26 protein-coding genes are annotated in these 24,125 nt (G+C 68.7%); 12 read left to right on the forward strand and 14 right to left on the reverse strand.

The features are described from left to right. Positions 1-47: 47 nt before the first annotated feature. Genes ABD156_RS03770 through ABD156_RS03780 form a run of 3 tightly spaced genes read left to right on the forward strand, consistent with a single transcriptional unit; the run spans position 48 to position 2,352 of the window. Positions 48-662: a bifunctional 4-hydroxy-2-oxoglutarate aldolase/2-dehydro-3-deoxy-phosphogluconate aldolase gene (locus ABD156_RS03770; RefSeq protein ID WP_344266362.1), complete on the forward strand. Its 615-nt coding sequence runs from the start codon at positions 48-50 to the stop codon at positions 660-662. Then, entirely contained in the window at positions 659-1,645 is a 987-nt protein-coding gene (locus ABD156_RS03775; RefSeq protein ID WP_344266365.1) for a lactonase family protein, read from the forward strand. Before ABD156_RS03770 ends, ABD156_RS03775 begins: the two co-directional genes overlap by 4 nt. Then, the gene (locus ABD156_RS03780) at positions 1,642-2,352 is read left to right on the forward strand and encodes a FadR/GntR family transcriptional regulator (RefSeq protein ID WP_344266368.1); all 711 of its coding nucleotides are present in this window, start codon (positions 1,642-1,644) and stop codon (positions 2,350-2,352) included. Before ABD156_RS03775 ends, ABD156_RS03780 begins: the two co-directional genes overlap by 4 nt. Here ABD156_RS03780 and ABD156_RS03785 read toward each other — a convergent pair. Next, positions 2,328-3,260 (reverse strand): GlxA family transcriptional regulator, encoded by a 933-nt coding sequence (locus ABD156_RS03785; RefSeq protein WP_344266371.1) that lies wholly within the window; start codon positions 3,258-3,260, stop codon positions 2,328-2,330. The genes ABD156_RS03780 and ABD156_RS03785 overlap by 25 nt on opposite strands. Before the next feature lie 72 nt (positions 3,261-3,332). Here ABD156_RS03785 and ABD156_RS03790 point away from each other — a divergent pair, with 72 nt between their 5' ends. Together ABD156_RS03790 and ABD156_RS03795 are read left to right on the forward strand one after the other, a co-directional pair. After that, on the forward strand, positions 3,333-3,989 hold the full coding sequence (locus ABD156_RS03790) for an HD domain-containing protein (RefSeq protein ID WP_344266374.1): 657 nt from the start codon (positions 3,333-3,335) through the stop codon (positions 3,987-3,989). A 13-nt stretch (positions 3,990-4,002) separates the two neighbouring features. After that, positions 4,003-4,416 (forward strand): RidA family protein, encoded by a 414-nt coding sequence (locus ABD156_RS03795; protein ID WP_344266377.1) that lies wholly within the window; start codon positions 4,003-4,005, stop codon positions 4,414-4,416. A gap of 6 nt (positions 4,417-4,422) precedes the next feature. Here the strand turns inward: ABD156_RS03795 and ABD156_RS03800 are convergent, their stop codons facing one another. Genes ABD156_RS03800 through ABD156_RS03810 form a run of 3 tightly spaced genes read right to left on the reverse strand, consistent with a single transcriptional unit; the run spans position 4,423 to position 6,263 of the window. Then, positions 4,423-5,034, reverse strand: coding sequence for a TetR/AcrR family transcriptional regulator (locus ABD156_RS03800; RefSeq protein WP_344266380.1), 612 nt, complete (start codon positions 5,032-5,034; stop codon positions 4,423-4,425). A gap of 37 nt (positions 5,035-5,071) precedes the next feature. Then, the gene (locus ABD156_RS03805; RefSeq protein WP_344266382.1) at positions 5,072-5,761 is read right to left on the reverse strand and encodes a hypothetical protein; all 690 of its coding nucleotides are present in this window, start codon (positions 5,759-5,761) and stop codon (positions 5,072-5,074) included. After that, positions 5,754-6,263 carry a SigE family RNA polymerase sigma factor gene (locus ABD156_RS03810; RefSeq protein WP_344266385.1) on the reverse strand — a complete coding sequence of 170 codons (510 nt, stop codon included), beginning with the start codon at positions 6,261-6,263 and terminating at the stop codon, positions 5,754-5,756. The genes ABD156_RS03805 and ABD156_RS03810 overlap by 8 nt, the downstream gene beginning before the upstream one ends. Before the next feature lie 141 nt (positions 6,264-6,404). On the opposite strand from ABD156_RS03810, the gene ABD156_RS03815 reads away from it, so the two are divergent. Together ABD156_RS03815 and ABD156_RS03820 are read left to right on the forward strand one after the other, a co-directional pair. Further along, positions 6,405-7,421 (forward strand): threonine aldolase family protein, encoded by a 1,017-nt coding sequence (locus ABD156_RS03815; protein WP_344266388.1) that lies wholly within the window; start codon positions 6,405-6,407, stop codon positions 7,419-7,421. Positions 7,422-7,437: 16 nt separating this feature from the next. Further along, positions 7,438-8,019 carry an HAD family hydrolase gene (locus tag ABD156_RS03820; RefSeq protein ID WP_344266391.1) on the forward strand — a complete coding sequence of 194 codons (582 nt, stop codon included), beginning with the start codon at positions 7,438-7,440 and terminating at the stop codon, positions 8,017-8,019. Between the two features lie 67 nt (positions 8,020-8,086). On the opposite strand, the gene ABD156_RS03825 is transcribed toward ABD156_RS03820, so the two are convergent. Continuing rightward, the gene (locus tag ABD156_RS03825; RefSeq protein WP_344266394.1) at positions 8,087-8,272 is read right to left on the reverse strand and encodes a hypothetical protein; all 186 of its coding nucleotides are present in this window, start codon (positions 8,270-8,272) and stop codon (positions 8,087-8,089) included. A gap of 362 nt (positions 8,273-8,634) precedes the next feature. Between ABD156_RS03825 and ABD156_RS03830 the strand changes: the two genes are divergently transcribed. Then, complete coding sequence (locus ABD156_RS03830) at positions 8,635-9,810, forward strand: S53 family peptidase (protein ID WP_344266397.1); 1,176 nt, start codon at positions 8,635-8,637, stop codon at positions 9,808-9,810. 184 nt (positions 9,811-9,994) lie between these two features. After that, the gene (locus ABD156_RS03835; protein ID WP_344266400.1) at positions 9,995-10,972 is read left to right on the forward strand and encodes a hypothetical protein; all 978 of its coding nucleotides are present in this window, start codon (positions 9,995-9,997) and stop codon (positions 10,970-10,972) included. A gap of 98 nt (positions 10,973-11,070) precedes the next feature. On the opposite strand, the gene ABD156_RS03840 is transcribed toward ABD156_RS03835, so the two are convergent. From ABD156_RS03840 to ABD156_RS03850, 3 genes are read right to left on the reverse strand one after another with little or no spacing between them, the layout of a single operon-like run. Further along, positions 11,071-12,237, reverse strand: a complete 1,167-nt coding sequence (locus ABD156_RS03840) for a pyridoxal phosphate-dependent aminotransferase (RefSeq protein WP_344266403.1) — start codon at positions 12,235-12,237, stop codon at positions 11,071-11,073. Positions 12,238-12,278: 41 nt separating this feature from the next. Next, the gene (locus tag ABD156_RS03845) at positions 12,279-13,424 is read right to left on the reverse strand and encodes a transglycosylase SLT domain-containing protein (protein WP_344266406.1); all 1,146 of its coding nucleotides are present in this window, start codon (positions 13,422-13,424) and stop codon (positions 12,279-12,281) included. A gap of 22 nt (positions 13,425-13,446) precedes the next feature. Next, positions 13,447-13,758: a hypothetical protein gene (locus tag ABD156_RS03850; RefSeq protein ID WP_344266409.1), complete on the reverse strand. Its 312-nt coding sequence runs from the start codon at positions 13,756-13,758 to the stop codon at positions 13,447-13,449. Positions 13,759-13,930: 172 nt separating this feature from the next. Between ABD156_RS03850 and ABD156_RS03855 the strand changes: the two genes are divergently transcribed. Beyond that, positions 13,931-15,757 (forward strand): serine/threonine-protein kinase, encoded by a 1,827-nt coding sequence (locus tag ABD156_RS03855; protein WP_344266412.1) that lies wholly within the window; start codon positions 13,931-13,933, stop codon positions 15,755-15,757. Between the two features lies 1 nt (position 15,758). On the opposite strand, the gene ABD156_RS03860 is transcribed toward ABD156_RS03855, so the two are convergent. From ABD156_RS03860 to purD, 5 genes are all read right to left on the reverse strand, one after another. Further along, on the reverse strand, positions 15,759-16,517 hold the full coding sequence (locus ABD156_RS03860; RefSeq protein ID WP_344266415.1) for an ESX secretion-associated protein EspG: 759 nt from the start codon (positions 16,515-16,517) through the stop codon (positions 15,759-15,761). Continuing rightward, on the reverse strand, positions 16,514-18,136 hold the full coding sequence (locus tag ABD156_RS03865) for a hypothetical protein (RefSeq protein ID WP_344266418.1): 1,623 nt from the start codon (positions 18,134-18,136) through the stop codon (positions 16,514-16,516). Before ABD156_RS03865 ends, ABD156_RS03860 begins: the two co-directional genes overlap by 4 nt. Positions 18,137-18,145: 9 nt before the next feature. Next, positions 18,146-18,748, reverse strand: coding sequence for a DUF3558 domain-containing protein (locus ABD156_RS03870; RefSeq protein WP_344266421.1), 603 nt, complete (start codon positions 18,746-18,748; stop codon positions 18,146-18,148). Continuing rightward, the gene (locus tag ABD156_RS03875; protein WP_344266423.1) at positions 18,729-19,118 is read right to left on the reverse strand and encodes a PE domain-containing protein; all 390 of its coding nucleotides are present in this window, start codon (positions 19,116-19,118) and stop codon (positions 18,729-18,731) included. The genes ABD156_RS03870 and ABD156_RS03875 overlap by 20 nt, the downstream gene beginning before the upstream one ends. Positions 19,119-19,218: 100 nt before the next feature. After that, entirely contained in the window at positions 19,219-20,478 is a 1,260-nt protein-coding gene (gene purD, locus ABD156_RS03880) for a phosphoribosylamine--glycine ligase (protein ID WP_344266427.1), read from the reverse strand. Positions 20,479-20,719: 241 nt separating this feature from the next. On the opposite strand from purD, the gene ABD156_RS03885 reads away from it, so the two are divergent. Continuing rightward, a complete protein-coding gene (locus tag ABD156_RS03885; RefSeq protein ID WP_344266430.1) occupies positions 20,720-21,856 on the forward strand; it encodes a glycerophosphodiester phosphodiesterase in 1,137 nt (378 codons plus the stop codon). 51 nt (positions 21,857-21,907) lie between these two features. On the opposite strand, the gene ABD156_RS03890 is transcribed toward ABD156_RS03885, so the two are convergent. Further along, positions 21,908-22,354: a nitroreductase family deazaflavin-dependent oxidoreductase gene (locus ABD156_RS03890; protein ID WP_344266433.1), complete on the reverse strand. Its 447-nt coding sequence runs from the start codon at positions 22,352-22,354 to the stop codon at positions 21,908-21,910. 273 nt (positions 22,355-22,627) lie between these two features. Here ABD156_RS03890 and ABD156_RS03895 point away from each other — a divergent pair, with 273 nt between their 5' ends. Next, positions 22,628-23,971, forward strand: a complete 1,344-nt coding sequence (locus ABD156_RS03895; RefSeq protein ID WP_344266436.1) for an FtsX-like permease family protein — start codon at positions 22,628-22,630, stop codon at positions 23,969-23,971. Positions 23,972-24,125: the final 154 nt, after the last annotated feature.

Genomic DNA, 24,125 nt, shown 5'->3' on the forward strand with positions numbered 1-24,125 from the left:
GTCAAGAATAATTAGTAATTTATAATTTGCCTGCTAGGCTGGCAGCCATGGGATACCGGTGGGAGATCACGCGCGAAGCGGTGCGCCAGGGCGTCGTCGGGATCGTGCGGACAGCGGACGCCGCCTCGGCCGTCGCCGCCGCACGAGCGGTGCTCGACGCGGGGTTGAAGTCGGTCGAAGTCCCGCTCACGAACGCGGGTGCGCTCGTCGCGATCGAGGAGCTGGCCGCCGCGTATCCGGACGCCACGATCGGGGCGGGCACGGTGCTGGACGAGTCGTCCGCGACGGCCGCGATCCGTGCGGGGGCCCAGTTTCTCGTGTCACCGTCGTTGCACACCGAGGTGTTGCGTACCGCTCATCGGTACGGCGTCGCGGCGCTTCCGGGCACTGGCTCAGTCACCGAAATCGTACGCGCGATGGAGGAAGGTGCTGACGCCGTAAAGGTTTTCCCGGCTTCCGCGCTCGGTCCGCAATGGATTAAGGACGTACGCGCCGCGCTTCCGCAGGCTCCACTCGTGCCGACGGGTGGAATCGCCCCCGAGGACGTGCCACTCTGGCTCGACGCGGGCGCGGTCGCCTGCGGGATCGGGTCGGCGCTGACCCGTGGTTCGTCGGAGGACATCCGGGCCAGAGTGGCCGCATTGGTGAGGGAGAGCTCGTGAGCGACGTCGTACTCGTCGGCTGCCGTACCGCCGAAACCGGCGGAAACGGCACGGGAATCACGGTTTTCCGACGCTCCGGCGGCGAGCTGATCGCGGATTCGACGTTGCCGATGGTGTCGCCGACCTGGCTGACCCAGCATCCCGCGCTGCCGATGGTGTACGCGGTCAACGAGACGAGCTACGGCGAAATCACCTCCGTTTCGGTCGCCGACGGCCTGGTCGCGCTCGACGTGGTCGAATCCGGCGGGGCCAGCCCGTGCCACCTCGCGGTGACGCCGGACGGCCGATTCCTGTTGTGCGCCAACTACGGCGGCGGCAGCCTCGCCGTGTTCGCCCTGCGCCCGGACGGCCGGATCGCGGGCCGCACGGACCTCGTGCAGCACACCGGGAGCGGGCCGCGCGCCGACCGGCAGGAAGGCCCGCACGTCCACATGGCGGCGTCCTCAGCGGACAGTTCCGTGGTGAGCGCCGTCGACCTCGGCACCGACGAGATCCGCAGCTACACCCTGTCGCCGGAAGGAAAACTGACTCCGCTGGCCGTTTCGTCGCTGCCGCCGGGAACGGGACCGCGGCAGCTCGTGCGCAGCACGGATGGAATCGCTTACGTGGCAGGAGAACTGTCCGGTGAGCTGATCACGATGCGGGAGACGTCGCCGGGAGAGTTCGAGTTCGTCGCGGCGACTCCGGCGACGGCGGCCGGTAGCGAATCCCTGGTGGCGCACCTGGAAGTGCTCGAATCCGGGATCTACCTGTCGAACCGCGGGCCGGAGTGCATCACTTCGTTCGCCGGAGATCCGCTGCGCGCGACCGTCGACCAGCCGTGCGGCGCTTATCCGTGGAACTTCGCGGTGGCAGACGGAACGTGCTACACCGCCGCGTTCCGGGACGACGTCATTTCCGTCTTTCCGTTGAAAGACTTGGGAAACGCGGAGGTCCGCAAGTACCCGACCGGTTCCCCGACGTGCGTGCTCCCGCTCCGGTGACCGACCATCGCCCTCGCGGCCTGCACGGACAGACCGTGGAAACGCTCGCCGCGCGCATTCTGTCCGGCGAATGGCGCGAGGGCATGGTGCTGGACCTTCCGGCGCTGCGCGAGGAGCTGGACATCAGTCTCACTGCGCTGCGCGAAGCGTTGAAGGTGTTGGCAGCAAAGGGAATGATCGGCGCGCGGCAGAAGCACGGCACCTTCGTGCAACCGCGCGAGAACTGGCAGCTTCTCGACGCCGACGTCATGCGCTGGCAAACCACCGCACGCGGAAACGCCGGTCTGCTGGACGAATTGGCCGAGGTACGCGCTGTGGTCGAGCCCGCCGCGGCGCGGATGGCGGCGGAACGCGCGACCGCCGAGGACCTTGCTGCGCTTGAGTCCGCACTCGATGCGATGGTTGCGGCACCGGATCTGGAAGCGAGTATCGAGGCGGACCTGGCGTTTCACCGCGGCCTGTTGACCGCCGCGCACAACAACTTCCTGCTCCAGATCGAACGCGTCATCGCGATCGGCCTGGCAGAGCGGGACAAACTCGTCCACAGCGCCGGTCCCACCGACGATCCGGTGCCGAGCCACCGCCGGGTGCTGGACGCCATCGCCGCGCACGACCCGGTCGGCGCGGAGACCGCGATGCTGGAGCTGCTGGTGAAATCGGCCGCCGACGCCAAGAGGACAGGTCAGGAAGTAAAAGCTCGCCGGTAAGCAGTCGGCGTGGTCCCGAGCACCCGCCGGAAGTGCAGCCGCAGGTTGGCCGGGGTGCCGAGACCGCAATCCCGCGCCACCCGGTCCACTGAATGCTCCGTGGACTCCAGCAGTTCCCGCGCTTTGCCGAGCCGCGCGTTGAGCAGCCACTGCAACGGAGTCGTCCCGGTTTCTTCAGCGAAGCGGCGCAGGAAAGTCCGCTGCGACATCTCCGCGTGCCGGGCGAGCAGGCGAATGCTGAGCGATTCGTCCAGTCGCTGCAACGCCCATTCCCGCGTGGCGGACAGTGAAGCGTCGCCAGCGTCCGCGAGCGGAGCGGGGACGTACTGCGCCTGTCCGCCCTCCCGATGCGGCGCGGCGACCAGCCCGCGCGCGATTCGATTCGCGACCGCAGCGCCTAGGTCGCGGCGCACGATGTGCAGGCACAGGTCGATGCCGCAGCAGACGCCGGCCGAGGTGAGCACGTCGCCCTCATCGACGTAGAGGACATCCCGGTCGACCTGGACCGAGGGGTACTCCCGCTCGAATTCGTCGATATATTCCCAATGCGTCGTCGCGTGCAGGCCGTCGAGAATTCCGGCCGCGGCCAACGCGAACGCGCCGGTGCAGATGGACACCACTCGCCGTCCCCGGTCGCGCGCCTCGGCCAGCAGCTCGACCGCCGCTTCCGGGGTCTCCCGGATCGGGTCGTAGCCCGGCACGATCACTGTGTCCGCCGCGCGCAGCTCCTCGATCCCGCCTTCGGCCGCCAGCTCGAACCCGGCGCTGGTGGCGACCTTCGGGGCGAGCGCGCACAGCGTCATGTCGTAATGCGTTTGCGGCCGGGCGTGAAACACCTGCGCCGGGATCGCCAAGTCGAGCGGCAGGACCCCGTCGAGTGCCAGCACCGCGACTCGATGCACCGTCATGGCAAGATTCTATCGAAGTACGGCAAACTTGCCACTCGCCAGGTCAGGGCGTTGCGGGCCAGGGTTGAAGGCATGACCGAACTCCTTCCGGACGCGGTTGCCACCCTGCCCGCGACTCCGCTGGCGGACGCCGTCATCGAGGTCGTCCGACCGCTGGAATCGCGGTCGGTGTTCAACCACAGCGTCCGCACCTACCTGTTCGCCCGGCTGGTCGCCAATCGGCTCGCGTTGTCCGGCTACGACGACGACCTGCTCTTCGCCGCGTGCGTCATGCACGACATCGGCGTGGCGCCGGACGGCCCGCACGTGGAACGCTTCGAGGTCGAAGGTGCCGAACGTGCGGCCGGATTCCTTGTCAAACAAGGGATTCCCGTCGCGGACGCCGACCAGGTCTGGCAAGCCATCGCCCTGCACACCTCCCCAGGGATCGTGCAGCACCGCGGCCAACTGTGTGTGCTCGTCCACGCCGGGGTCGCCGTCGACTTCGGCGGCCCGATCGGCGCCGAGTACGTCGAAGCCGTCACCGACGAGCAGGCCGCGACGATCCACGCCGCTTACCCCCGGCTGGAGATGGTCCGCTCGCTCACCGACGCGATCGTCGCGCAGGCCGCGAAAAATCCGAAAAACGCGCCCGTGCCGTCCACTCCCGCTGATTTCTTGCGCGAGCGTGCGACCGACGGCGAAACCCGGTTGGAGCGTGCTGCCCGCACCTCCCGCTGGGGCAACTGAGAAAGGAATCCCCATGCACTCCCTCAAAATCCCCGAGGACTCCGAGGTTTTCGGGCCGTCCGGGGCGTCCGCCTTCACCCGCTTCGGTTACTCGGCCGCGGTCCGCGCGGGAAATCTCCTGTTCATCGCGGGGACGATCGGCCGCCGCCCGGACGGGGCGATCGCGGAAACCGTCGAGGAGCAGACCGAGATCGCGCTCCGCCGGATCGAGGAAATCCTCCGTCTGGAAGGCCTCGACCTCTCCGCGCTGGTCGACATCACGAGCTATCACGTCGACATCCACCAGCACCTGCCCGGTTTCCTGGAGGCCAAGAAGCGCCTGGTGACCGCCGAGCCTTATCCGGCGTGGTCGATGATCGGCGTCAGCGGGCTCGCCAGCCCGGGGCTGCTGATCGAAATCCGCGCCACCGCGGCGTATCCGGGCTGACTGTCCTCAATGGACGCCAGCGGACTCCGCGAGCGCCGTCCGCAGCATCCGCCCGGCGGCGGCGCGCGGGGCCGGGTCGACCGCGATCAGCGCGTTGACCACGGCCCCGTCCACGAGCGCGACCAGCCGGTCCAGCTCGTCCTTGGCCACCGGCGTCCCGGAGCGGGCGAAGATCTCCGTCAGCAGTTCGTTGAGCTGCTGGGACAACGTCCGCATCAACGGCCGCAGGTACGGCCGCCGTCCCGTGGCGACCAGGCGTTCGTAGCGCAGCAGGACCGCCTCGGCGTCGGCTTCCGGGTCGCCGCTCTGCGGGCCGAGCAGCATGTCCAGCACGAGTTCCACGGTCGCCTGCACGCCCCGGTTCCGGGTCGTCAGGTCGTCCAACTGCCGTCGCCCGTTGGCCAGTTCGGTCTGCCCGTGGTGCTCCACCGCGGCGGTGACGAGCTCTTCCAGCGAGTCGAAGTAGTACGTCGTGGACGCCAGCGGCAGGCCGGCCCGCTCGGCGACCGCCCGGTGCCGGACCGCGTCGAAGCCGCCCTCGGCCAGCAGCTCAGCGGCGGCCTCGACGAGCGCTGCCCGTCGTCGCTCGCCCTTGGGGGTGGTGGCTGCTGCCGTCATGTCCGGTCATTCTGCCAGCCGCCCCGGAGGCCGCCGATCAGAACCGGGTGGCCAGCGAAGCGGCGAAGCGCGCCAGGTCGGTTGCGTACGGTGCCGGGTGCCCGGACGTCCCCGGCACGCTGACCAGCACGAGAGTCCCGCCGCTGCCAGTTTGCTGACGCACGGTGACGGCTCCAGCCGGTTGCGTGGGCACATTCACCGCGGCACCGCGAGCGAACACCGCCGCGCCGATCGTCCCGTCCGGAAGCGGGAACCCCGCGCCGCGCGACGACGTCGTACAAACGCTGCCTGGGGAAGCCTGCGCGGCGTTCAAGTGGCCTGGGAGCTCGCCAGCGAGGGCAGTGGCGAGCTCCCAGTCCACCCGTCCGCACCCGGAGGTGCCTTCGACCCGAGGGCCGGTCCTCCCGGTTTCGCCGGCTCCCTGCCGAGACGGCTGACCCGGGAAGTCATCCCCATTGCTGAAAGGACGCGCCGCCGACCCGCCGGGTTGCACTGGCGCGGCCGCGGAATTCGCCATCGAATCAGACTTCTCGCTCGAAATTCCCACAATTCCCCAGGTGCCGAACCCGGCAGCCACCACTACGGCCGCGGCGCCAGCGGTGATCCGGTTGCGCCGGCGCACCGTCTCGCGCTTGGAGCGGCGCACCACGTCGTCCACCGAGAACGTCGGGGGCGGCACCTCGCCGGGAGCGGCGGAGAACAACGTCTCGGCTTCCCGCTCATCCATTGGTCTCCACCTCCCGTTCCAGCACCTGGCGCAGGTTCGCCAGCCCGCGCGCCGTTTGACTCTTCACGTTGCCTTCGCTGCAGCCCAGCGCCGTCGCCGCGGCCCCGACGTCCAGTCCGTCGAAGAACCGCAGCACCAGCACCGCCCGCTGCTTCGGCGGCACTTCCTTCAACGCCGCGAGCAGGTCCTCGCGCGTCGCGACGCGTTCGGCGAGCCCCGGTCCGTCGTCCATGGGTTCCGGCAGCACTTCGGTCTGCCGCTCCCGCCGCCACGGACGGCGAGACTCGTCGATGACCGCGCGCACCAGCGTCTTGCGCACGTACGCGTCGGTCGCCGCGCGGTCTCTGATCTTCTTCCACCTCCGGTGCAACGCGACGAACGCCGTCTGCGCGAGGTCGTCGGCTTTGTGCCAATCCCCGCACATCAAGTAGGCCGTCCGGCGCACGGCGTCCCTCCTCGCGGCGAAGTACTCCGCGAACTCCTGTTCGTCGCGCTGGTCCACGCGCTTTGCAGCTCCGCTCTGGCCATGTCCGGTGAAGGGACGGATCCGGGGGCGTCCACGGTTGCACGTCCGGCCGGAGACGTTCCACCCCCCGTCGCATTGATGCCGCGCCCACCTGTGTGATGTGATCGGACTGTGACCATGACTGGGCAGCTGATCGACTTCCGTTCCGACACCGTCACCCGCCCGGACGCGATCATGCGCGCGGCCATGGCCGAGGCCGAGGTCGACGACAACGTCATCGGCACCGACCCGACCATCGCCGAGCTCGAGCGCCGGGCCGCGCAGACGCTCGGCATGCCCGCGGCGCTGTGGACGCCGAGCGGGACGATGGCGAACCTGATCGCGCTGAGCGTCCACCTGCAGCGCGGCGACCGGTTCCTCGCCACCCGCGGCGCGCACGTGCTCACGAACGAACTCGGCTCGGCCGCCTGGCTGGCCGGCGGCATGCCGGACATCCTCGAACACGACGCGGGCCCCGGCCGGTGCCTGCCGGAAACGCTCGAAGCCGCGATCGGCAACCCCGGCCCGTACTTCACGCTTCGCACCACGCTGTTGTGCCTGGAGAACACCCACAACGCGGCCGGCGGCGCGGTCACTCCGCCGGACGAGCACGCGCAACTGCTGTCCGTCGCGAAGCAGGCCGGGCTCACCGTGCACCTCGACGGTGCGCGAATCTGGCACGCGGCCGTCGCGCTGCAGGTGCCGCCCGCCGCGCTGACCGTCGGCGTGGACTCCGTGTCGGCGTGCTTCAGCAAGGGCCTCGGCGCGCCGGTCGGCTCGGTCGTCGCCGGCAGCGTCGAGTTCGTCGAGCAGGCCCGCCGGATGCGGCAGATGCTCGGCGGCGGCGTGCGTCAAGGCGGGGTCCTCGCCGCCGCGTGTCTGGTCGCGCTGGACCGCGTCGACGAACTGGCCGAGACGCACGAGTTCGCGAAGCGGCTGGCAGACGGCCTGTCCGAGCACGGCTGGGACGTGCGGACGCCGGACACCAATATCGTTCTGGCCGGGGTGCCGGACGTGCCGACCGCGCTGAACTGGCTCGGTTCGCTCGGCATTCAGGCTCTGCCCATGGCGGGCAAGGTCCGGTTCGTGACGCACCGGGACCTGTCGTCCGCTGACATCACCGAAGCGCTGCACCGGATCAAGGCCGGTGCCTGACCCCTGGGGGACTCGGGTGACCAACTGGATCGTGTTCGACTACGGCGAGGTGCTCAGCGTCCGCACCACCGCGGTGCCGAAGCTGGCCGCCGCCATGGGCGTCTCGCTCGAGACGTTCGAGCCGGTGTACTGGAGCGTGCGCGACGCGTACGACCGCGGCTGCCCTGACCTGGAGTACTGGACGTCGATCGGCGACCAGGTGGGCGCGAAGGTGGACGACGCGCTGTCGGCCGAACTGACCGCGCTCGACGTCGCGGGCTGGGGACAGCTCGCGCCGGGATCGCTGGACCTGCTGCGGTCGCTGTCCGAGGCCGGCGCCTCGCTCGCGTTGCTGTCGAACGCGCCGTCGGCGTTCGGCGTCTGGGTGCGCGAGCAGGAGTGGTCCAAGCTGTTCAAGCACACGCTGTTCTCCGGAGACGTGAAGGTCGCGAAGCCGGACGCCGAGATTTTCCAGCTGCTGCTGGACAAACTGGGTGCGAAGCCGGACGAGTGCCTGTTCTTCGACGACCGCCAGATCAACATCGACGGCGCCCGCGCGGTCGGACTCCGCGCGCATCTGTGGGACGGCGCCGAAGCCGCCCGCGCGGCGCTGGCCTGAGCCGTGAACGGCTCCCGCACCTTCGCGGTGCGGGAGCCGTCGAGTGCTCAGTATGGTTCGGCGCCGGTCAGCGGCTGATGCGCTTCGACTGCTTCTTCCCGGTGATCGCCCCGTAGGCCGCGGTGCCCAGGAACAGCACCCCGCCGATGATGCCGATCCACAGCACGGCCTTGAACACGAAGCCGATCACTGACCCGAGCACCATGAAGGCGATCCAGGCCACGACGAGCGCTCCGACGATCTTCCAGAACATGGCTCCTCCGATGCCGTTTCCGCGCCACGTCGGCCCGGTGCCCTCCAGCGTGCCATCCGTGCGACGGAAACTCTCTCCATCCTGCCAACGTTCAGGGTCTTTTCCGGGTTCCCCCTGAACCAGCTCTCCTGGTCGTCTCGTCCAGCGGGTCCGGCTCGGGCTCCGCCGGAGCGGCCGGCTGGCAGGCCGCGGAGCAACCCGACCCCCTTGGCCACCGGACCGGCCGAGACATCACGGAATGCGGTTTTTACGGCTTTACGACTGTCCGTTGAAAGACACCTACTATCGGCCCGTTGTTCATTCGGCACCCCGGACCAATTATTAATGGTGAATTATTCACCACTGAGTCGGGAGCAAAATCAATGCGCAAGAAATTGATCGCAGGCGGTGTCTTCGCCGTCGCGCTCGCCCTCACCGCCGGTGGAACTGCCACCGCGCAGCAGTTCTCCGCCGCCCCCGCGGCCACCGGTGGTCCGACGGTGAAAAACGCCTGTGCGCAGGTGCGCGCGGCAGGCCACATGTCCTGCTTCGCACAGGTGCGCACTGACATCAAGCAGGCCCGGCGCGCCCCCGGCGCCGCTCCCTCCGGCTACGGCCCCGCAGAGCTGCAAGCCGCCTATCAGCTGAAGGCCGACGGCGGTGCGGGCCAGACGATCGCCGTCACCGAGTCCGGCGATTACCCCTCTCTCAAAGCAGATTTGGCCGCCTACCGCAAGCAGTTCGGATTGCCCGCGGGCGACGTGCAGATCGTGAATGAAGACGGCCAGGAGAGCCCGCTGCCGGCCGCCGACCCGGACTGGGCCGTCGAGACCGCGCTGGACGTCGACATGATCGCGGCGACCGCGCCGAACGCCAAGATCCTCGTGGTCGAGGCCAAGCAGGCCAGCACCGACGACCTGGGCAAGGCAGTGGACACCGCGGTCAAGCTCGGCGCGAAGTTCGTCTCCAACAGCTGGGGCGGCGACGAGTCCGAGGGCGGCGCGGGCGACGCGCACTTCAATCACCCCGGCGTGGCGATCACCGCGTCCAGCGGTGACAACGGCTACGGCGCGAGCTGGCCGGCGTCCTCCCCGTACGCCGTCGGCGTCGGCGGCACGACCCTGAAGAACAGCGGCGGCTCGTACACCGAGACGGCGTGGAAGGGCGCGGGCTCGGGTTGCTCCAGCTACGCGGCGAAGCCCGCTTTCCAGACCGCCGCGACCGGCTGCGACAAGAAGGCCATCGCGGACGTCTCCGCGGTCGCCGACCCGGCCACCGGCGTCGCGGTGTATGACACCTTCCAGCAGAGCGGTTGGCAGGTCGTCGGCGGCACCAGCGCTTCGTCGCCGATCATCGCGAGCGTCTACGCCGATGCCGGCACCCCCGGTGCGCAGGACTGGCCCGCCCAGTACCCGTGGTCGCACACCGACCAGCTGACCGACGTCACCTCGGGCAGCAACGGCAGCTGCGACACCAAGCAGTGGTGCAACGCGGGCACCGGCTGGGACGGCCCGACCGGGCTGGGCACCCCGAAGGGCACCGGCGCCTTCACCAAGTAAGAATCGACAATTTCAGATAGTTCACCTTAATCGGGCATAATAGCGACCAGCGGTCGGGCGGAACAAATACGACGTTCCTCCCGATCGCTTGTCGTTACCTTTTTCTAGCCCCCTTCACTCGATAGGGTTCCGAACGAGGGAAGGTGCCACCGGCACGGGGAGTCGCAGCGGAGGTGACGCGCGTTTGACGCTCCACGATTATTCGGACGCACGGCACAGTCCCGACCAGCGGAACAATTTCGACTCCCTCGACCCGGCCGGGCCCTCCTTCGCCGACACGCTGCGCGGCGCGATCGATGCCAGCGGCCTCACCCTGGAACGCATCCGGGCCAGGCTGACCGAGCGCGGAAGCCGGGTCAGCCTGGCGACGCTGAGCAACTGGCAGTCCGGCAGCCGCCAGCCCGAACAACGCCGGTCGATAGAAGCGGTGCGCCAGCTCGAGAACGTCCTCGAACTGCCGATGGGCAGGCTGTCCGGCAGGCTGGGACCGCCCCGGCCGAGGGGCAGGCAAGTCGCCGCCGAGGAGTCCGCGGCGCCCGACGAGCAGTGGCTGGACTCCAGTGGTCTGTCGGCGCTGATGACCGACGCCGACATCGCGCCGCAGAACGGACTGCGCCGGATCAGCTTGCACCTGCGCTGTCACCTCGACTCCGGCCGGGCTGTGCACCGGATCAGCTACCGGCACGTCCTGCGGGCCGAACGGGACGGCCTCAGCCACGACCTCAATCTGCTGGAACTCTCTCCTGGCACCCGACGGCGGCCGACGCTCATCTCGACGCACAACTGCAGGCTGGGCCGCCAGTCGGTGAGCGAAGAGAAGCACCTGATGATCAACGAACTGCTCTTCGACAGTGCGCTCCGCCGTGGCGAAACCGTGGTCATCGAATACGAGATCGAGCTGTACCCCGAGCCGGGACAGCCGTCCGACAACAGCTGGACCGCCAGTTTCCGGCTGCCCATCCAGGAATTCCTGATCGAGGCCCAGTTCGGTCCCGGCGCCGTCCCAGTCCGCTGCCGGGAGATCCGCCGCCCGTTCAGCGATCCGACCCCGACCGAACGACCTGTTCGCATCAGCGAATCGGCCAACACGCACGCCGTCATGCTCGGACTGCGCGCCGGGAGGTACGGGCTCGAATGGGACTGGCCCGAGCAGCACGGCTGACCGGACCGCTCAAGCCCGCGCGGCGGAACCACGCTGCCTCGACGCACCAGCAGGTCAGCGGCCGATGGCCAGAGATCCCCGGGTTCCCCTGACCGGTTTCACCCCAGCCAGCCGCCGAGCCTGCGCAGCCCCTCGGTCACGTCCTCGGTCGCGCCGGCGAAGGAAAACCGCACGTAGCGGCCGCCGTCGACCGGGTCGAAGTCGATTCCCGGGGTGATCGCGAGGCCGGTGTCGGCGAGCAGGCGCTGGCACCAGCTGAGGCTGTCGGTGGTGTGCTCGGAGACGTCGGCGTAGGCGTAGAACGCGCCGTCGGCGGGGGCGAGCTTGTCGAGGCCGATCTCGCGCAGACCGGCGAAGAGCAGGTCGCGGTTGCGCCGGTAATGCTCGACGTGCGCGTCCGCTTCGGCGTACGACTTCGGGGTGAACGCCGCGACGGCCGCGTACTGCGAAACCGCGGGCGGGCAGATGGTGAAGTTGCCGGTCAGGACGTCGACCGCGCGGTGCAGCCGCTGCGGCACCAGCATCCAGCCGAGCCGCCAGCCGGTCATCGCGAAGTACTTCGAGAACGACCCGAGCACCAGCGCTTCCCGGCCGTACTGCCAGGCGCAATCGAGCTGCTTGCCATACGAGATGCCGTGGTAGATCTCGTCGCTGATCAACTGCACGCCGTGCGACGCGCACCAGCCGGAAATCGCGGCCAGCTCACCCGGCGGCAGCACGGTCCCGGTGGGGTTGCTGGGACTCGCGACGATGAGCCCGTCGATCGGCCCGAGCCGGTCGAGCTGCTCGACGGTCGGCTGGAAATTCGTCTCGGCGGTCGTGGCGAACTCGACGACCTCGCAGCCGAGGACGTTCAGCAGATTCCGGTAGGCCGGATAGCCCGGACGGGCCATCGCGACCCGCGCGCCCGGGTCGAACGCGCTCAGGAACGACAGCAGAAACCCGCCGGACGAGCCGGTGGTCATGACGACGTCGGACGCGGCCACGTCGACGTCGTAGGTGCGCCGGTAATGCCCGGCCACGGCTTCGCGCAGCTCAGGAATGCCGAGCTGCTCGGTGTAGCCGAGGGTGTGCTTTCCGAGCGCTTCCTGGGCGGCTTCGAGCACCGCCGCCGGAGCGGGCACGGACGGCTGCCCGGCGGCCAGCGAAATGAGGTCGCCGTGGCTGCGCTGCCGGGCCTGAGCCGCGGACAGCACGTCCATCACGTGAAAAGGAGGCACGCCTGCCCGCAACGCGGGCCCGCCGAAAGCACCGATGTCGACCATGCGGCCAGGCTAACCGGCGGAACCGCGTGCGGGGTGTGCCGTCAGTAACCGCGGTACGCGCCGCCGTGCGCCATCGCCGCGATGCCCGGGACGTTGGACATCGAGCCGTACCGGTCGAGCGAGTACCGGACTCCCGCGATGATGTTGTCGACCGGGTTGTAGATGTTGTCGTGGCCGGGCAGCTTGTGCGCGTTGAACGTCGAGTCGATGCACTGCATCAGGCCCTTGGACGGATGGCCCGCGGCGGCATTGGAATCCCAGTTGTTGATCGCGTTGGGGTTGCCGCCGGACTCGTGCTGGATGATCGCCCAGATGTTCTTGATGTCCGCGTCGGTCACGTTCACGCCCGCGGCCTGCAGTGCCTTGATGGCTTCCTGGATCCACTGCTGAACATTGCCGGGCGGAGGCGAGGAGGGCGGACCGCCGCTCGGGCCGAGACCACCGCCGCCACCGGACGCGCCGCCACCGCCACCGCCGCCGTGGTGGCCGCCGCCTCCGCCACTTCCGCCACCGCCGTGTCCGGTGTGCAGACCGCCGGTGCTCTGCGGCACGGTGCCGTCCGAGTTGGGCAGCGGAACTTCTGAGTAGCCGCCAGTGATCTGGGTCTGCATCAACTGCTGCGACTTCTTGACCATGTCGTCGGCCTGGGTCAGCAGCGGGTCAATCGTCGCTTCAGCGTCGCTCGCCGTTTTCTGGTTCGCCGTGTTCGCCTCGGCGATGATCTGGTCAGCCGACTTCGCGGGTGCCGGATTCTTCTCGTCTTTCGCGTGCGCGGCCTGCGCGGCTTGGGCGTCCTGCGCGGCCTTCGTCTGCTTTTGGATGCAGTCGTCGATCGCCTTTTTCGCCTCGTCCATCGCGTGGCCGACCTTGGTCTTGATCCCGCCGAGGTCGCTCGACAACTGGCTCAGATCCTTGCCGACCTCGTCGAGATGGCCCTGCACCTTGTCGCCCGCTTTGGTGATCTGCCTGACGTAGTCGACGAAGGCGTCCGCCGCCGGACCCTTCCACACGCCACTGGACAGCGATTCCGTTGACGACCTGAACTCCTGGCTGTGGTCACCCGCTCGCTTCGAGGCCTCGGTGAATTGCTTGCCAGCGGCGTCAATGGCTTCCGGCTTGATGCCGTCGACCTTTTTCGCCTTGTCGACAACGCCCTGCCAGTTCGGCGGGTAGTCGATCAACGCCATCCTCTTGCCCCCTCGTGCCTGCTCAGCGGTCTTCGTGCACAGTCAGATCGGTCTTGTGGACCTGGTCGGTCTCCTGGATCAGGCCCGCAGCCTTGCGCAGGATGAACCCAGTCGCCTCCATCAGCTTCCCGCCCGCGTCGAACTCGCTGTGCACGCCCTGTTTGAAGGTGCCGACCGCGCCGTGCACGTCCTGGGATCCGCCCATCGTGCCGAACGGGCTCTCGTGCTCGTCGTCGACTCCGGTGACATGCTTCTTGGACTTCTCGAACTCGTCCTTCAGCTTCTCCACGTTCCTGGCGGCAATGGCCATGGAATCCGGGTCGTAGACAGGCACCGTTCGTCATCCCCTTCGCGACACTCGCTTCCCGACCAGTTCGGACGTTGCGCTGACCGGTTCGGTTCCCCTGCTTACTCTAAGACTTCGGACGCGTGCCGTGTGCAGTTCTCCCGGACTTCCACCCGCGTCGCGACCACGAGGACCCCGACCGGGGAATGGAGGGTATTCGGTGCAGCCGCTGCATCCTGGCGAATCCCGGCAATTCGGGCGCTACCGCCTGATCGCTTCGCTGGGCGAAGGGGGAATGGGCAGGGTGCTGCTCGGGGTGTCCAGGGAAGGACGGCTCGTCGCGGTCAAACAGGTACATCCGGCATTCGCACACGACCCGGGATTCCGTTCTCGATTCAAGCGCGAGGTGGAAACCTCCCGGATGGTGTCCGGTGCGTACACCGCCGCGGTGATGGACGCCGATCCGGATGCCCCGCTGCCCTGGCTCGCCTCAGTTTTCGTCGCGGGCCCCTCGCTCAAGGAAGCGGTGGACGCCGCGGGCCCGCTCCCGCTGAGCGCGGTGCACTTTCTCGCGACCGGTCTCGCGTCGGCGCTCGCCGAGATCCACCGAGTCGGCCTGATCCACCGGGACCTCAAGCCCAGCAACGTCCTCCTCGCCGCGGACGGCCCGCGGGTCATCGACTTCGGCATCGCCCGAGCCGCCGAAGGCGACACCGACATCACCCACACGGGGTCGATCATCGGTTCGCCCGGATTCATGTCCCCGGAGCAGGCGAACGGTCTTCCGCTGACGCCCGCCAGCGACGTGTTCTCATTCGGTGCGCTGGTGGTGATGGCCGCGACCGGGCGGGCACCGTTCGCCGGAGCGTCCACTCCTCAGACGCTGTACAACGTGGTCCATAGCGCTCCCGACCTCACCAACCTGCACCCGGACCTGCGGCGGCTCGTCGAACCGTGCTTGGCGAAGGACCCGAAGTCGCGGCCGAACACGGCACAGATCCTGGACTTCCTCGGCACGGTCCAGCTCACCGCGACGCCTTGGCCGCCAGCGGTGCACACGATGATCGAGCGGCAGCAGGCTGAGGTGAGGACTGCGCTCGCGTTGCCAGTGCCGAAGGAGCCCCGGAAACGTCCTAAGTGGCTGATTCCGACTGTCGCGGCGGCAACGGCGATAGTGATCGCGGCGGCAACAACAGTGGTTCTGGTGAATCGCGACGACAATCCTGCCGCGGCCTCGGTGAGCCCACCGCCGCCTGATCCGCTCAGCCCCGCAGCACTGCGCCGGGTCGATCCGTGCAAGCTGCTTGGCCCTGATTCGCTGCCGAAAAGCGGGCCGTTGGAGCCAGGCCAAGCCGACGATCTCTTCGCCGGCTGCGCCTTCCACTTCAAGAAGGACCCGAAGCAAATGGTCATCCTTCTGCTGAGCACCACGCTGTACGGCAAAAAAGGAGAGCCGACGAAGGTGGGTTCAATGGACGCGATCCAGTACCATAATTCTTCTGAATGCGGACTGACTGTTGCCAATCCCGCCACTCCCGGATTCGGCATTGACGTATCCGTGCCTGAAACTGGACAGGACACATGCAGCATCGTGCTCGAAGGCATGACGGCGGTACTCGCAAAGCTGCGCGGCAATCCGGAGCCATACCCCAACGTCGAGAAAACGCTCCGCCAGGCCGACCTATGCCGTCCAGATCTGAAGAAACCGCTTCAAGACGCCGCGAACAGTGCTCTGACAAGCGAATTTTCAGGATTGAACGAGTGCACCTGGAGGGGCAAAAAAGACTATTCGGCAACTGCTTCACAACTGTCCGATCCGAAATTCCTCGACGGGCAGAAGACCAAAGTGGGGAATTCATACCTCATCACGGAACAGGATGCGGACAGGTGCTACCTGCGGTGGCTGTTTCCTCCGTATGAGCCGGGCTGGCAGGGCGTTCTCTCCGTGAGTTCTACGGTGGATATCGCGGCGACCGGCGGGAAGAACTGCGATTCGGCCCGCCGGGTGCTCGATGTGTTCGTGAACGCGGTCAAACCCCGCGGCTGACTCAAATCGCGGCTTGCAACTCCCGCACCCGCTCCACCAGCACCGCGTTGTCCGCCGGACTCACCGTCGCCCAGGTATGCCCGTCCGAATCGTCAGTGAGCTGGAACAGATACCGCCCGGAATCAGTGTCGTAGAACGCCGCCACATGCGGCGACCGGCGCACCGTCCCGTCCCGCAGCACCCGTTCCGCGCAGAACTGGCCGCGCGCCGCCTGTCCCATCAGCATGCCCGCCAGCTCCTGCGCCTCCCACAACGCCACGCCCCGGTCCTCCAAAGCCGTGACCAGCGCTTTCGGATCGCCAGCGGCAGCCGTATCCGCGGCGACGAGCGTGCTGTGCGGGACCGAGATCGACTGGCCGACCCCGGCGTCGAAATCCCCGGCGACCCGTACCGCGGCGTCGGCGAGCGTGTCCGGTTCGGCGTCGATCAGCCACACCTCGTCCCGGTCGACCACCGCGAGCACAGCCTGGCTGCCCCGGCTCACCGCGCGCCCGCGGATCTCGCGGTCCGCCCACACCCAGACGTCCAGGGCCTCCCGTGGACGCGCCAGCAAATGCAGCTGATCCAGCACTGTCCCGGATGGCCGACGGCCGCGCGCAAGCCTGCGCTGTGCCAGCGAATCCCAGACGGACTCGATCAGTTCGGCCCGTTCGGTGTGCGTGCGCCCGGGCGACGGAACCGCGAGCGCGGCCGGGCGTCCGCCCAGGTCCAGCGATTCCCACAGCACGTCGAATTCGAGGGCGGTCAGTACCAGGTTCACGGCCGGCGCACGTCTCCCGTGCCGTCGCCGAGGACGTCGCGCGTCACCATCCGGCCGTCGGCGAACAGGTCCTTGTCGTCGACACCGAAGCGGCGCACGTGCTCGTCGTCGCTTTCCTGCGGAGCGGCTTCGGAGAGGTACTTGGCGTCTCCGCCGCCTGCTTTCGGCGCGATCTGCTCGGCCTTCCGCAGCGCGACGGCTTCTTCCTCGGGAAGCTCGTCCACCGGCAACGGCCGGACCGGGCCTTTCTGCTGACCGTCTTGTCCTCGGCCTTGCCGTTCGCGGTCGCCGGAAAGCGCGCCACCGGCTACTCCCGCGCCCAAGGCCGCGGCACCTGCCCCGATCTCGCCTGCCGACGCTCCTCCGCCGCGCGGGGCCGGAGCGTTGCCGGAAGGTTCGGCGACGGGGGCGGGCGGCGGCTGCTGGACGCTGCCGACCAGACGACCTCGTTGCAGCGCTTGGTTTTCGTGCCCGCCTCCGGGGTAGCTGCCGCCCGTGGCACCGCCGGGATTTCCTCCCGAACCGCCGCGACCCGTGGTGCCGCCGAGACTTTCGGAACTGCCGACAGTGCCGCGATTAGCCGGACCGCCGCTGTCGGATCCGCTGCTCGTCCCGCGCGGACCAGTCGGCAGGAACGTGCCGGATTCCCCGGGACGCATCCCGCCGGGAACCCGCGTCCCGCCCGAAGTGCTTGGCGCACTGGGGATTCCCGGCCCGTGGGTGGAGCCGCCCGACCGAGGCGCGCCAGGCGATCCCGGCTCGCTGCCCCGAGCTGCCGGTGCTTTCTCCCAACCCGACGGCGGAGGCGCGGACGGCGGCACATAGCTGGCCGCGACCACCGGCGCGGCTGGCCGAGAAGCCTGCGCCTGCGAAGCCGTGCCGTACGCGGGCGTCGGCGGATCCACCACCGGCGCGACCGGAGGGGCCGGAGGTGGCGGAACATACTGCGACTTCACCGAAGCCGCGGCAGGCCGCACCTGGCCATCCGGCGTCACCTCGACCGCCGCGGCCGCGCGGTCGACCGGGCTCGGCCCGCTGCCGGGCTGGACCATCGCGAGCGACTGCGGCTGGCTCAACGGCTCGGTGGACAGCAGGTTTTCCCCGCTCTGCTGGGCATAAGCGTTCAACGCCTCGACCGCTTGGCCGCGCGCGTTGTCCGCGGCGTGCACCTGTGCCGCGTGATCAGTCTCGAAGCCAAGGAAGCTCGCCACCGAATCGACGATCGTGAGGCTCTCCGCGCCTTTGCGCACCGCGGCCGGATCGGGCAGCTTGTACTTGGTGCGGTTGAACGCTTCCCCTTGCGCGAAAAGCATTTCCGCGGTGTGCGTGACCTTCTGCATCGCGTCCTGGGAGAAGCCGGCCTGATCTGAGAGCACCTGCCCGGCCTGTCCGCCCGCATGGCTCTGCCATTCCACGCCGAGCTTCGCCAGCTGGTCGCGCAGCGTGCGGTCGGTGCCCGCGAGCGCGGTCGCGACCTCCCGCAGCGCCTCGACCGCGGTCGCGATGCTCGCGATTCCGTCGCCGGTGCCGAACTTCTCGATCTCGTCGGCGATGGCGGTGTCGGTCCACCCGTCGAAACGGTGGTCGCGGATCCTGCCCGCGAGTTCGGAGATCTCCACGCGCCCTCCCTAGGTCCGGTTCTTCAGGCCCTGCACGGCCAGGCCGGCGGCCTGGGTGGCGATTTCGCACAACTGCGGCTGGCTGAACGCGCCCGCGGTGACCGCGAACTCCTGTGCCGCCATGGTTTGTCCCTGCGCGACGCCGACGAGCACCTCGCAGTCGGAGGGCGTCCCCGCCGCGCGGTAGTTCGTGATCGCCGGATAGCCCTCGACGCTGGTGGCCGCGGTAGTCATGCTGTTCTTTCGCCGCGAGCCGGTGAGCCATTCCTGCACGTCCGCGCCGACGATCCGCAGGTGCAGCGCGTGGAACGGCTCGGTCTTGTCCGAATCGAACACGCAGGTGGGGCCGTCCTTCGCCTCCGCGGCCTTGCGCGGCACGCTCGTGACCTTCAGCAGGTCGAGCTGCGCCTGGCCGAGCAGGTCACACGGATCGGTCCCGGCGATAGGCAAATCCGACGGCCGCTGCGGCAATGCGGCCGCCTTCGTCTGCTGCGCGAGGGAACTCATCGCGGGCTGTACGGGGTACGCGGTGCCTTGCTCGCCCGACGAGCAGCCCGCGACGCCGAGTACCGCGACAACCGCGAGGATCGGCTTAGTGGATGCCGTGCGCACCGCGGTCCCCGAAAGCCGCGGCCTTGTCCGCGTCACTGGCTTCGTACGTCTTCGCTGCTTCGCGCAGCTGTCCGACGAGCTTGTGCAGATTGGCGACGTACGCGCGCACCTGCGCGGCGTACGACTGATCACCTTCCGCGACAACGGTGTTCCACGCGGCCATCGCGTTCACGCTCACCGCGTCCGACGAAGGAGTGTCGACGCGCAGTTCGCCCAGCCGCGTGAGGAGCTTGTCTTCGAGCGCGCTGACCTGCTCGTCGACCACCCGCGCGACCTCAAGCAGCTTCGCCGGCTCGACCACGATGTCCGCCACGCCCGGCGCTGCCGGTACCGACGAAGCCAGGTCGGTGAGCGGTGTGCTTCCCGGCATGCGCTAACCCCTCCCGTGATACGGACGGTGACCGTACGGACCCGTTTCGAGGCTACCAACCGGCGCGTGAACCCGAGGCGAACTTCGTGGGAGAAAGTGCTCAGGCGGGAGCGCTTACTTCCCCGTTGGCCGCGCGCAGTGCGATATCGGTGCGATGGTGCGAGCCAGCGAGGTGTACGCGCTCGACAGTCTCGTACGCGTGCTTACGCGCCGCCTTCAGCGACTTACCGGTGCCGACGACCGACAGCACGCGTCCGCCGGCCGAGATCACCGCACCGTCGTCGCGACGCCGCGTACCCGCATGAAGCACGCCTTCGATCTCTCCGCCGGTGATGACGTCGCCAGTGCGCGGCTTGCCCGGGTATCCGTCCGCAGCGATGACAACGGTGACCGCGGCCCCGCCTGACCACTCCAGCGGCGGCAGCTCGGCCAGCTTCCCGGTCGCCGTCGCGTTCAGGACGGACGCCAGCGACGTACGCAGCAGCGCCAGCACAACCTGGGTCTCGGGGTCGCCGAAGCGGCAGTTGAACTCGATCACCTGCGGGCCCTCCGAGGTGAGCGCGAGACCGGCGTAGAGCAGGCCGGAGAACGGGCTGCCCCGGTCGGCGAGCTCGTCCACCACCGGCTGCACGACCCGCGCGACGACGTCGTCCACCAGGTCCTCAGGTGCCCACGGCAGCGGTGCGTACGCGCCCATGCCGCCGGTGTTCGGGCCGGTGTCGCCGTCGCCGACGCGCTTGAAGTCCTGCGCGGGCAGCATCGGCACCACAGTGCGGCCGTCGACGAAGCAGAACAGCGAGGCCTCCGGACCATCCAAAAAGGACTCCAGGAGGACCGGGTGCCCGCCGTCGAGCAGCATCAGCGCGTGCTTGCGCGCGACCTCGACGTCCTGGGTCACGACGACGCCCTTGCCCGCGGCGAGACCGTCGTCCTTCACCACCCAGGTGGGCCCGAAGCGCTGAAGCGCGGCGTCGAGACGCGCGGGAGTGTCGACGACCTCACTGCGCGCCGTCGGCACCTTCGCGGCCGCCATGACGTCCTTCGCGAACGCCTTCGATCCCTCGATGCGCGCAGCCGCGGCAGACGGTCCGAAGCAGGCGATACCGGCTTCGCGCACCGCGTCGGCGACGCCCGCGACGAGCGGCACCTCCGGCCCGATCACGACGAGGTCGGCCTTCCACTCCTTGGCCAGGGCCGCGACGGCCTCCGGCTCGGCGAGCTCGACCCCGAGCTGCTCGGCGACCGCAGTCGTGCCGGCGTTGCCGGGGGCGCAAGCGAGCGCCGTGACCGCGGGGTCGCCTGCCACCGCGAGGACGAGTGCATGCTCCCGAGCGCCGGAGCCGATTACCAGTACGCGCACGCCGGACAGCGTAACGGTGCGTGTCGCGCCGCGGCAGCGCGCCGTCCGCGACCCCGGCCCGGACCAGGTGCGCGACTGGTCCGGTCCAGGGAGAACGGTGTCCGGATTCGGCCGCCATCCACCGTTTACCCGGTTGTCAACCGCCCGTCCGGCTGGTGCCGCGCGCCCGACGCTTGCGGCGGTGAGGGTGACGCGGTAGTCGTGGCGAGCTGCGGATCGCCCGGTAGAGAAAGGTCCCCCCATGAAGCGCAAACGCCTCGGCGTGCTCGCCCTGTCCGGCCTGGCCCTGCTCGGCGTCGCCGGCCTCGCGATCGGCCCGGCCGCCGCGAGCGAGGACACGGCCGCGGGTGCGGCCGCGAGCGGCGCCCGGCACGATGGCCCGGTGATCGTCGGACACCGGGGCGCGCCCGGCTACCGCCCGGAGCACACGCTCGCGTCGTACGAACTCGCCTGGCGGATGGGCGTGGACTACGTCGACGTCGACCTGGTGCCGACCAAGGACGGCCAGCTCGTCGCCCGGCACGAGCCGGAGATCGGCGGCACCACCGACGTCGCGGCCCACCCGGAGTTCGCCTCGCGCAAGACCACGAAGGTCATCGACGGAACCAAGATGACCGGCTGGTTCACCGAGGACTTCACCCTCGCCGAGCTGAAGACGCTCTACGCGAAGGAGCGGATCCCGCAGAACCGGCCGAACAACCAGCTCTACGACGGCCGCTACCGGATCGCGACGTACCAGGAGGTGCTCGACCTGACCCGGCGGCTCGGCCGCGAACTGCACCGGACGCTGGGCACCTACCCGGAGGTCAAGCACTCGACGTACTTCTCCTCGATCGGCAACCCGACCGAACCGAAGCTGGTGTCGATCCTCAACCGCAACGGCCTGAACCGGCCGAACGCGCCGGTGATCATCCAGTCGTTCGAGGTGTCGAACCTGCAGGAACTGCACAAGCAGGTGCGCGTCCCGCTGCTGCAGCTGACCGAGGCGAAGGGCGCGCCGGCGGACTTCATCGCGAAGGGCGACAAGCGCACCTACGCCGACCTGGTCACGCCCGCGGGCCTGCGCGAGATCGCGAAATACGCGAAGTACCTCGGCCCGGAGAAGGGCCAGATCATCCCGCGCGACGCGCAGGACAACCTCGGCAAGCCGACCACGCTGATCGCCGACGCCCACCGCGCCGGGCTCGAGGTGCAGCCCTACACCTTCCGCAACGAAAACCCGTTCCTGCCGGCGAACCTGCGCTCCTCGGCCAGCCCGAGCGCGTTCGGCAACGTGTTCGCGGAGGAAGCGGCATTCCTGAAGGCCGGGGTCGACGGATTCTTCGCCGACCAGCCGGACACGGCGCTGGAATCGGTGCGGGACTTCACCGGTCGCTGATTTTCTTTTCTTCCCGGCCCGCCGGTGACGTTCGCGTCGCCGGCGGGCCTTTCAGTTTCGCGGAGCGAGCAAAACGATCGGGATTACGCGGTCGGTTTTCCGCGCGTACTCGTCGTAGAGCGGGAACATGTTCGCCATCTGAGGCCAGAGAATCTCGCGCTCGTCCGGTGCCGCGACGCGAGCGCGGGCACTGAACCGGCGGTCGCCGACCTGCACGCCAACGCTCGGTTCCGCCGCCAGGTTCTTGAACCACTCCGGATCCTCGTCGGCACCGGCTTTGGAAGCGACGACAACGAATTCGTCGCCTGAGGTGCCGTAGATCAGGCAGGTGCGCCGGGGAATGCCGGTCTTGCGTCCGGTCGTGACGAGCAGGAGCGTGTAGAGGCCGTTGGATTCGTGGCCTTCCGCGCCGTTCGAGGCCAGGTACGCTCGGGTCTGCTCAGCGACCCAGTCCCACTTCGAGTCGGTCGCGCGGTCGAAGTCTTCGGCGACAGCCATGACGGCGGTCCTTTCTGGTGCGGGCGGCGGTTTCTTGTCCCGGAGACGGAGCCGCCCCGATGTTCTCGACATTCTGACCCGACGTGCCGGTTCAGCCGGACGGAGGTAAGGCGGGCCCCACCCCGTAACGGGGGGTGCAGGCCATCGTCGTCGTGCCGTCGAGAGCCCTAGCGTTCGTTGCGCAGGCTGTCGAGGGGAGAAGACAGATGGCTGGAATTGCGGTGCAGGCCGTGCGGTGGGAGTCGGTCAGCACGAGCGGACGGTGGTAGGCCGATGATCATCTTTCGGCTCGCGCTGCGCTCGCTGCGGCACCGCCCCGCCAGCTTCGCGGCGAGCTTTGTCTCGCTGTTCCTCGGCGCCACAATCCTGATGACTTTCGCTTCATTGCTGGACACCCGCGCCAACGTCGACGAATCGACCGGACGCATCCTGACCATCATGGCGAGCGCGGTCGGAGGCTGGGGCCTGGTGCTTGTCGTGGTCGCGGTGATGTCCACACTCGGTTTGCTGGTGCGGCAGCGGGACACCGAACTCGCTTTGCTGAAAAGCATCGGCGCGACCCCTGCCCAGATCGGCAAGCTGATCGTCGGCGAAGCGGTGTCCATCGCGATCGTCGCGTTTCTCGCGGCGATCACGCCAGCCGTGTTCACCGGCCGGCTGGTGGTCGGCCTGCTCAAGAACGCCCAGCGCCTGCCTGAACGCGTGCCCGCCGAATTCGGTCCATTCGCGATCAGCATCGGCCTCGGGATCACGCTGCTCGCGGCCGCGATCGCAGCGGCGGCGACGGCGTGGCGCAGAGCCAGAATCGGGGTGCGGGAAGGGCTGCTCACCGCGTCGATCGGCGACGCTCGACCAGGTCGGGTCCGCCTGGTTGCCGGAGTTCTCGTGCTCGCCACGGGCATTTCCGCCGGAGTGCTGACCGCGACCGTGTTCACCGGCAGGGAGCCCGCCTTGATGGCTGTTGGCGGCCAGGGCGCGATCCTGTCCGCGGTCGGGTTCGCGCTGCTCGCGCCCTCGCTGCTGGCGGCGATCACGAGGGCGGCGGCCAAGCCGCTGAGGCGAACGGGAGCCAGCGGTTACCTAGCCGTGCTCAACCTTCACGGGCAGACTCAGCAACTGGCCGGAGCCCTCGTGCCGAACATCCTGTTCACCGGAATGGCCACCGGCACCCTCTACATGCAGAGCATCGAGAACTCCGCGGCGACCGGGGCGCGGACCGAGATCGCGCGGAGCATCGAAACGCTGAACTACGTGGTGGTCGGCATGGTCGCGTTGTTCGCCGCGATCATGCTCGTGAACACGCTCATCGCCACCACCATTCACCGCAGGCGGGAGTTCGGCCAGCAACGTCTCGTGGGTTCGACACCACCGCAGGTGCTCGGGATGGTCGGGCTGGAAGGAGCCGTGCTGGCGTCGACCGGGGTGCTGTTCGGCTCGATCGCCTCGGTTGCGACCGTGGTCCCGTACAGCCTGGTGAAGACCGGCTCGGTCCTGCCCCACGCGACGATCACGATCTACCTCGGCGTCGTGCTCATCGCGTGCGCGCTGACCCTGGCCTCCAGCGTCGGCACCGCCCGGCAGGCGATCCGCGTCCCGGCGGTGCAGGCCTGCCGCTGACCGGCCCGCCTCGTGCGGCTGGCCAGGAGACGACCGGTTCGAGTGATGCGCTCTCGAACATTCGTTCGACATACTGGTTCTATGTTGATCACCCAGACCCGGACCGCCCTGCGCCGTTCGGAGGAGCTTCCGCCCAGCGACCAGCGAAACCTTG

Source organism: Amycolatopsis albidoflavus, assembly GCF_039525725.1.
Taxonomy (GTDB): domain Bacteria; phylum Actinomycetota; class Actinomycetes; order Mycobacteriales; family Pseudonocardiaceae; genus Amycolatopsis; species Amycolatopsis albidoflava.

Excerpts from the sequence above, each read along its gene's own strand:
- ABD156_RS03770 (WP_344266362.1), top strand. The coding sequence starts at position 48 with ATGGGATACCGGTGGGAGATCACGCGCGAAGCGGTGCGCCAGGGCGTC.
- ABD156_RS03785 (WP_344266371.1), bottom strand. The coding sequence starts at position 3,260 with ATGACGGTGCATCGAGTCGCGGTGCTGGCACTCGACGGGGTCCTGCCG.
- ABD156_RS03790 (WP_344266374.1), top strand. The coding sequence starts at position 3,333 with ATGACCGAACTCCTTCCGGACGCGGTTGCCACCCTGCCCGCGACTCCG.
- ABD156_RS03795 (WP_344266377.1), top strand. The coding sequence starts at position 4,003 with ATGCACTCCCTCAAAATCCCCGAGGACTCCGAGGTTTTCGGGCCGTCC.
- ABD156_RS03800 (WP_344266380.1), bottom strand. The coding sequence starts at position 5,034 with ATGACGGCAGCAGCCACCACCCCCAAGGGCGAGCGACGACGGGCAGCG.
- ABD156_RS03805 (WP_344266382.1), bottom strand. The coding sequence starts at position 5,761 with ATGGATGAGCGGGAAGCCGAGACGTTGTTCTCCGCCGCTCCCGGCGAG.
- ABD156_RS03815 (WP_344266388.1), top strand. The coding sequence starts at position 6,405 with ATGACTGGGCAGCTGATCGACTTCCGTTCCGACACCGTCACCCGCCCG.
- ABD156_RS03825 (WP_344266394.1), bottom strand. The coding sequence starts at position 8,272 with ATGTTCTGGAAGATCGTCGGAGCGCTCGTCGTGGCCTGGATCGCCTTC.
- ABD156_RS03830 (WP_344266397.1), top strand. The coding sequence starts at position 8,635 with ATGCGCAAGAAATTGATCGCAGGCGGTGTCTTCGCCGTCGCGCTCGCC.
- ABD156_RS03840 (WP_344266403.1), bottom strand. The coding sequence starts at position 12,237 with ATGGTCGACATCGGTGCTTTCGGCGGGCCCGCGTTGCGGGCAGGCGTG.
- ABD156_RS03845 (WP_344266406.1), bottom strand. The coding sequence starts at position 13,424 with ATGGCGTTGATCGACTACCCGCCGAACTGGCAGGGCGTTGTCGACAAG.
- ABD156_RS03875 (WP_344266423.1), bottom strand. The coding sequence starts at position 19,118 with ATGCCGGGAAGCACACCGCTCACCGACCTGGCTTCGTCGGTACCGGCA.
- ABD156_RS03885 (WP_344266430.1), top strand. The coding sequence starts at position 20,720 with ATGAAGCGCAAACGCCTCGGCGTGCTCGCCCTGTCCGGCCTGGCCCTG.
- ABD156_RS03890 (WP_344266433.1), bottom strand. The coding sequence starts at position 22,354 with ATGGCTGTCGCCGAAGACTTCGACCGCGCGACCGACTCGAAGTGGGAC.
- ABD156_RS03895 (WP_344266436.1), top strand. The coding sequence starts at position 22,628 with ATGATCATCTTTCGGCTCGCGCTGCGCTCGCTGCGGCACCGCCCCGCC.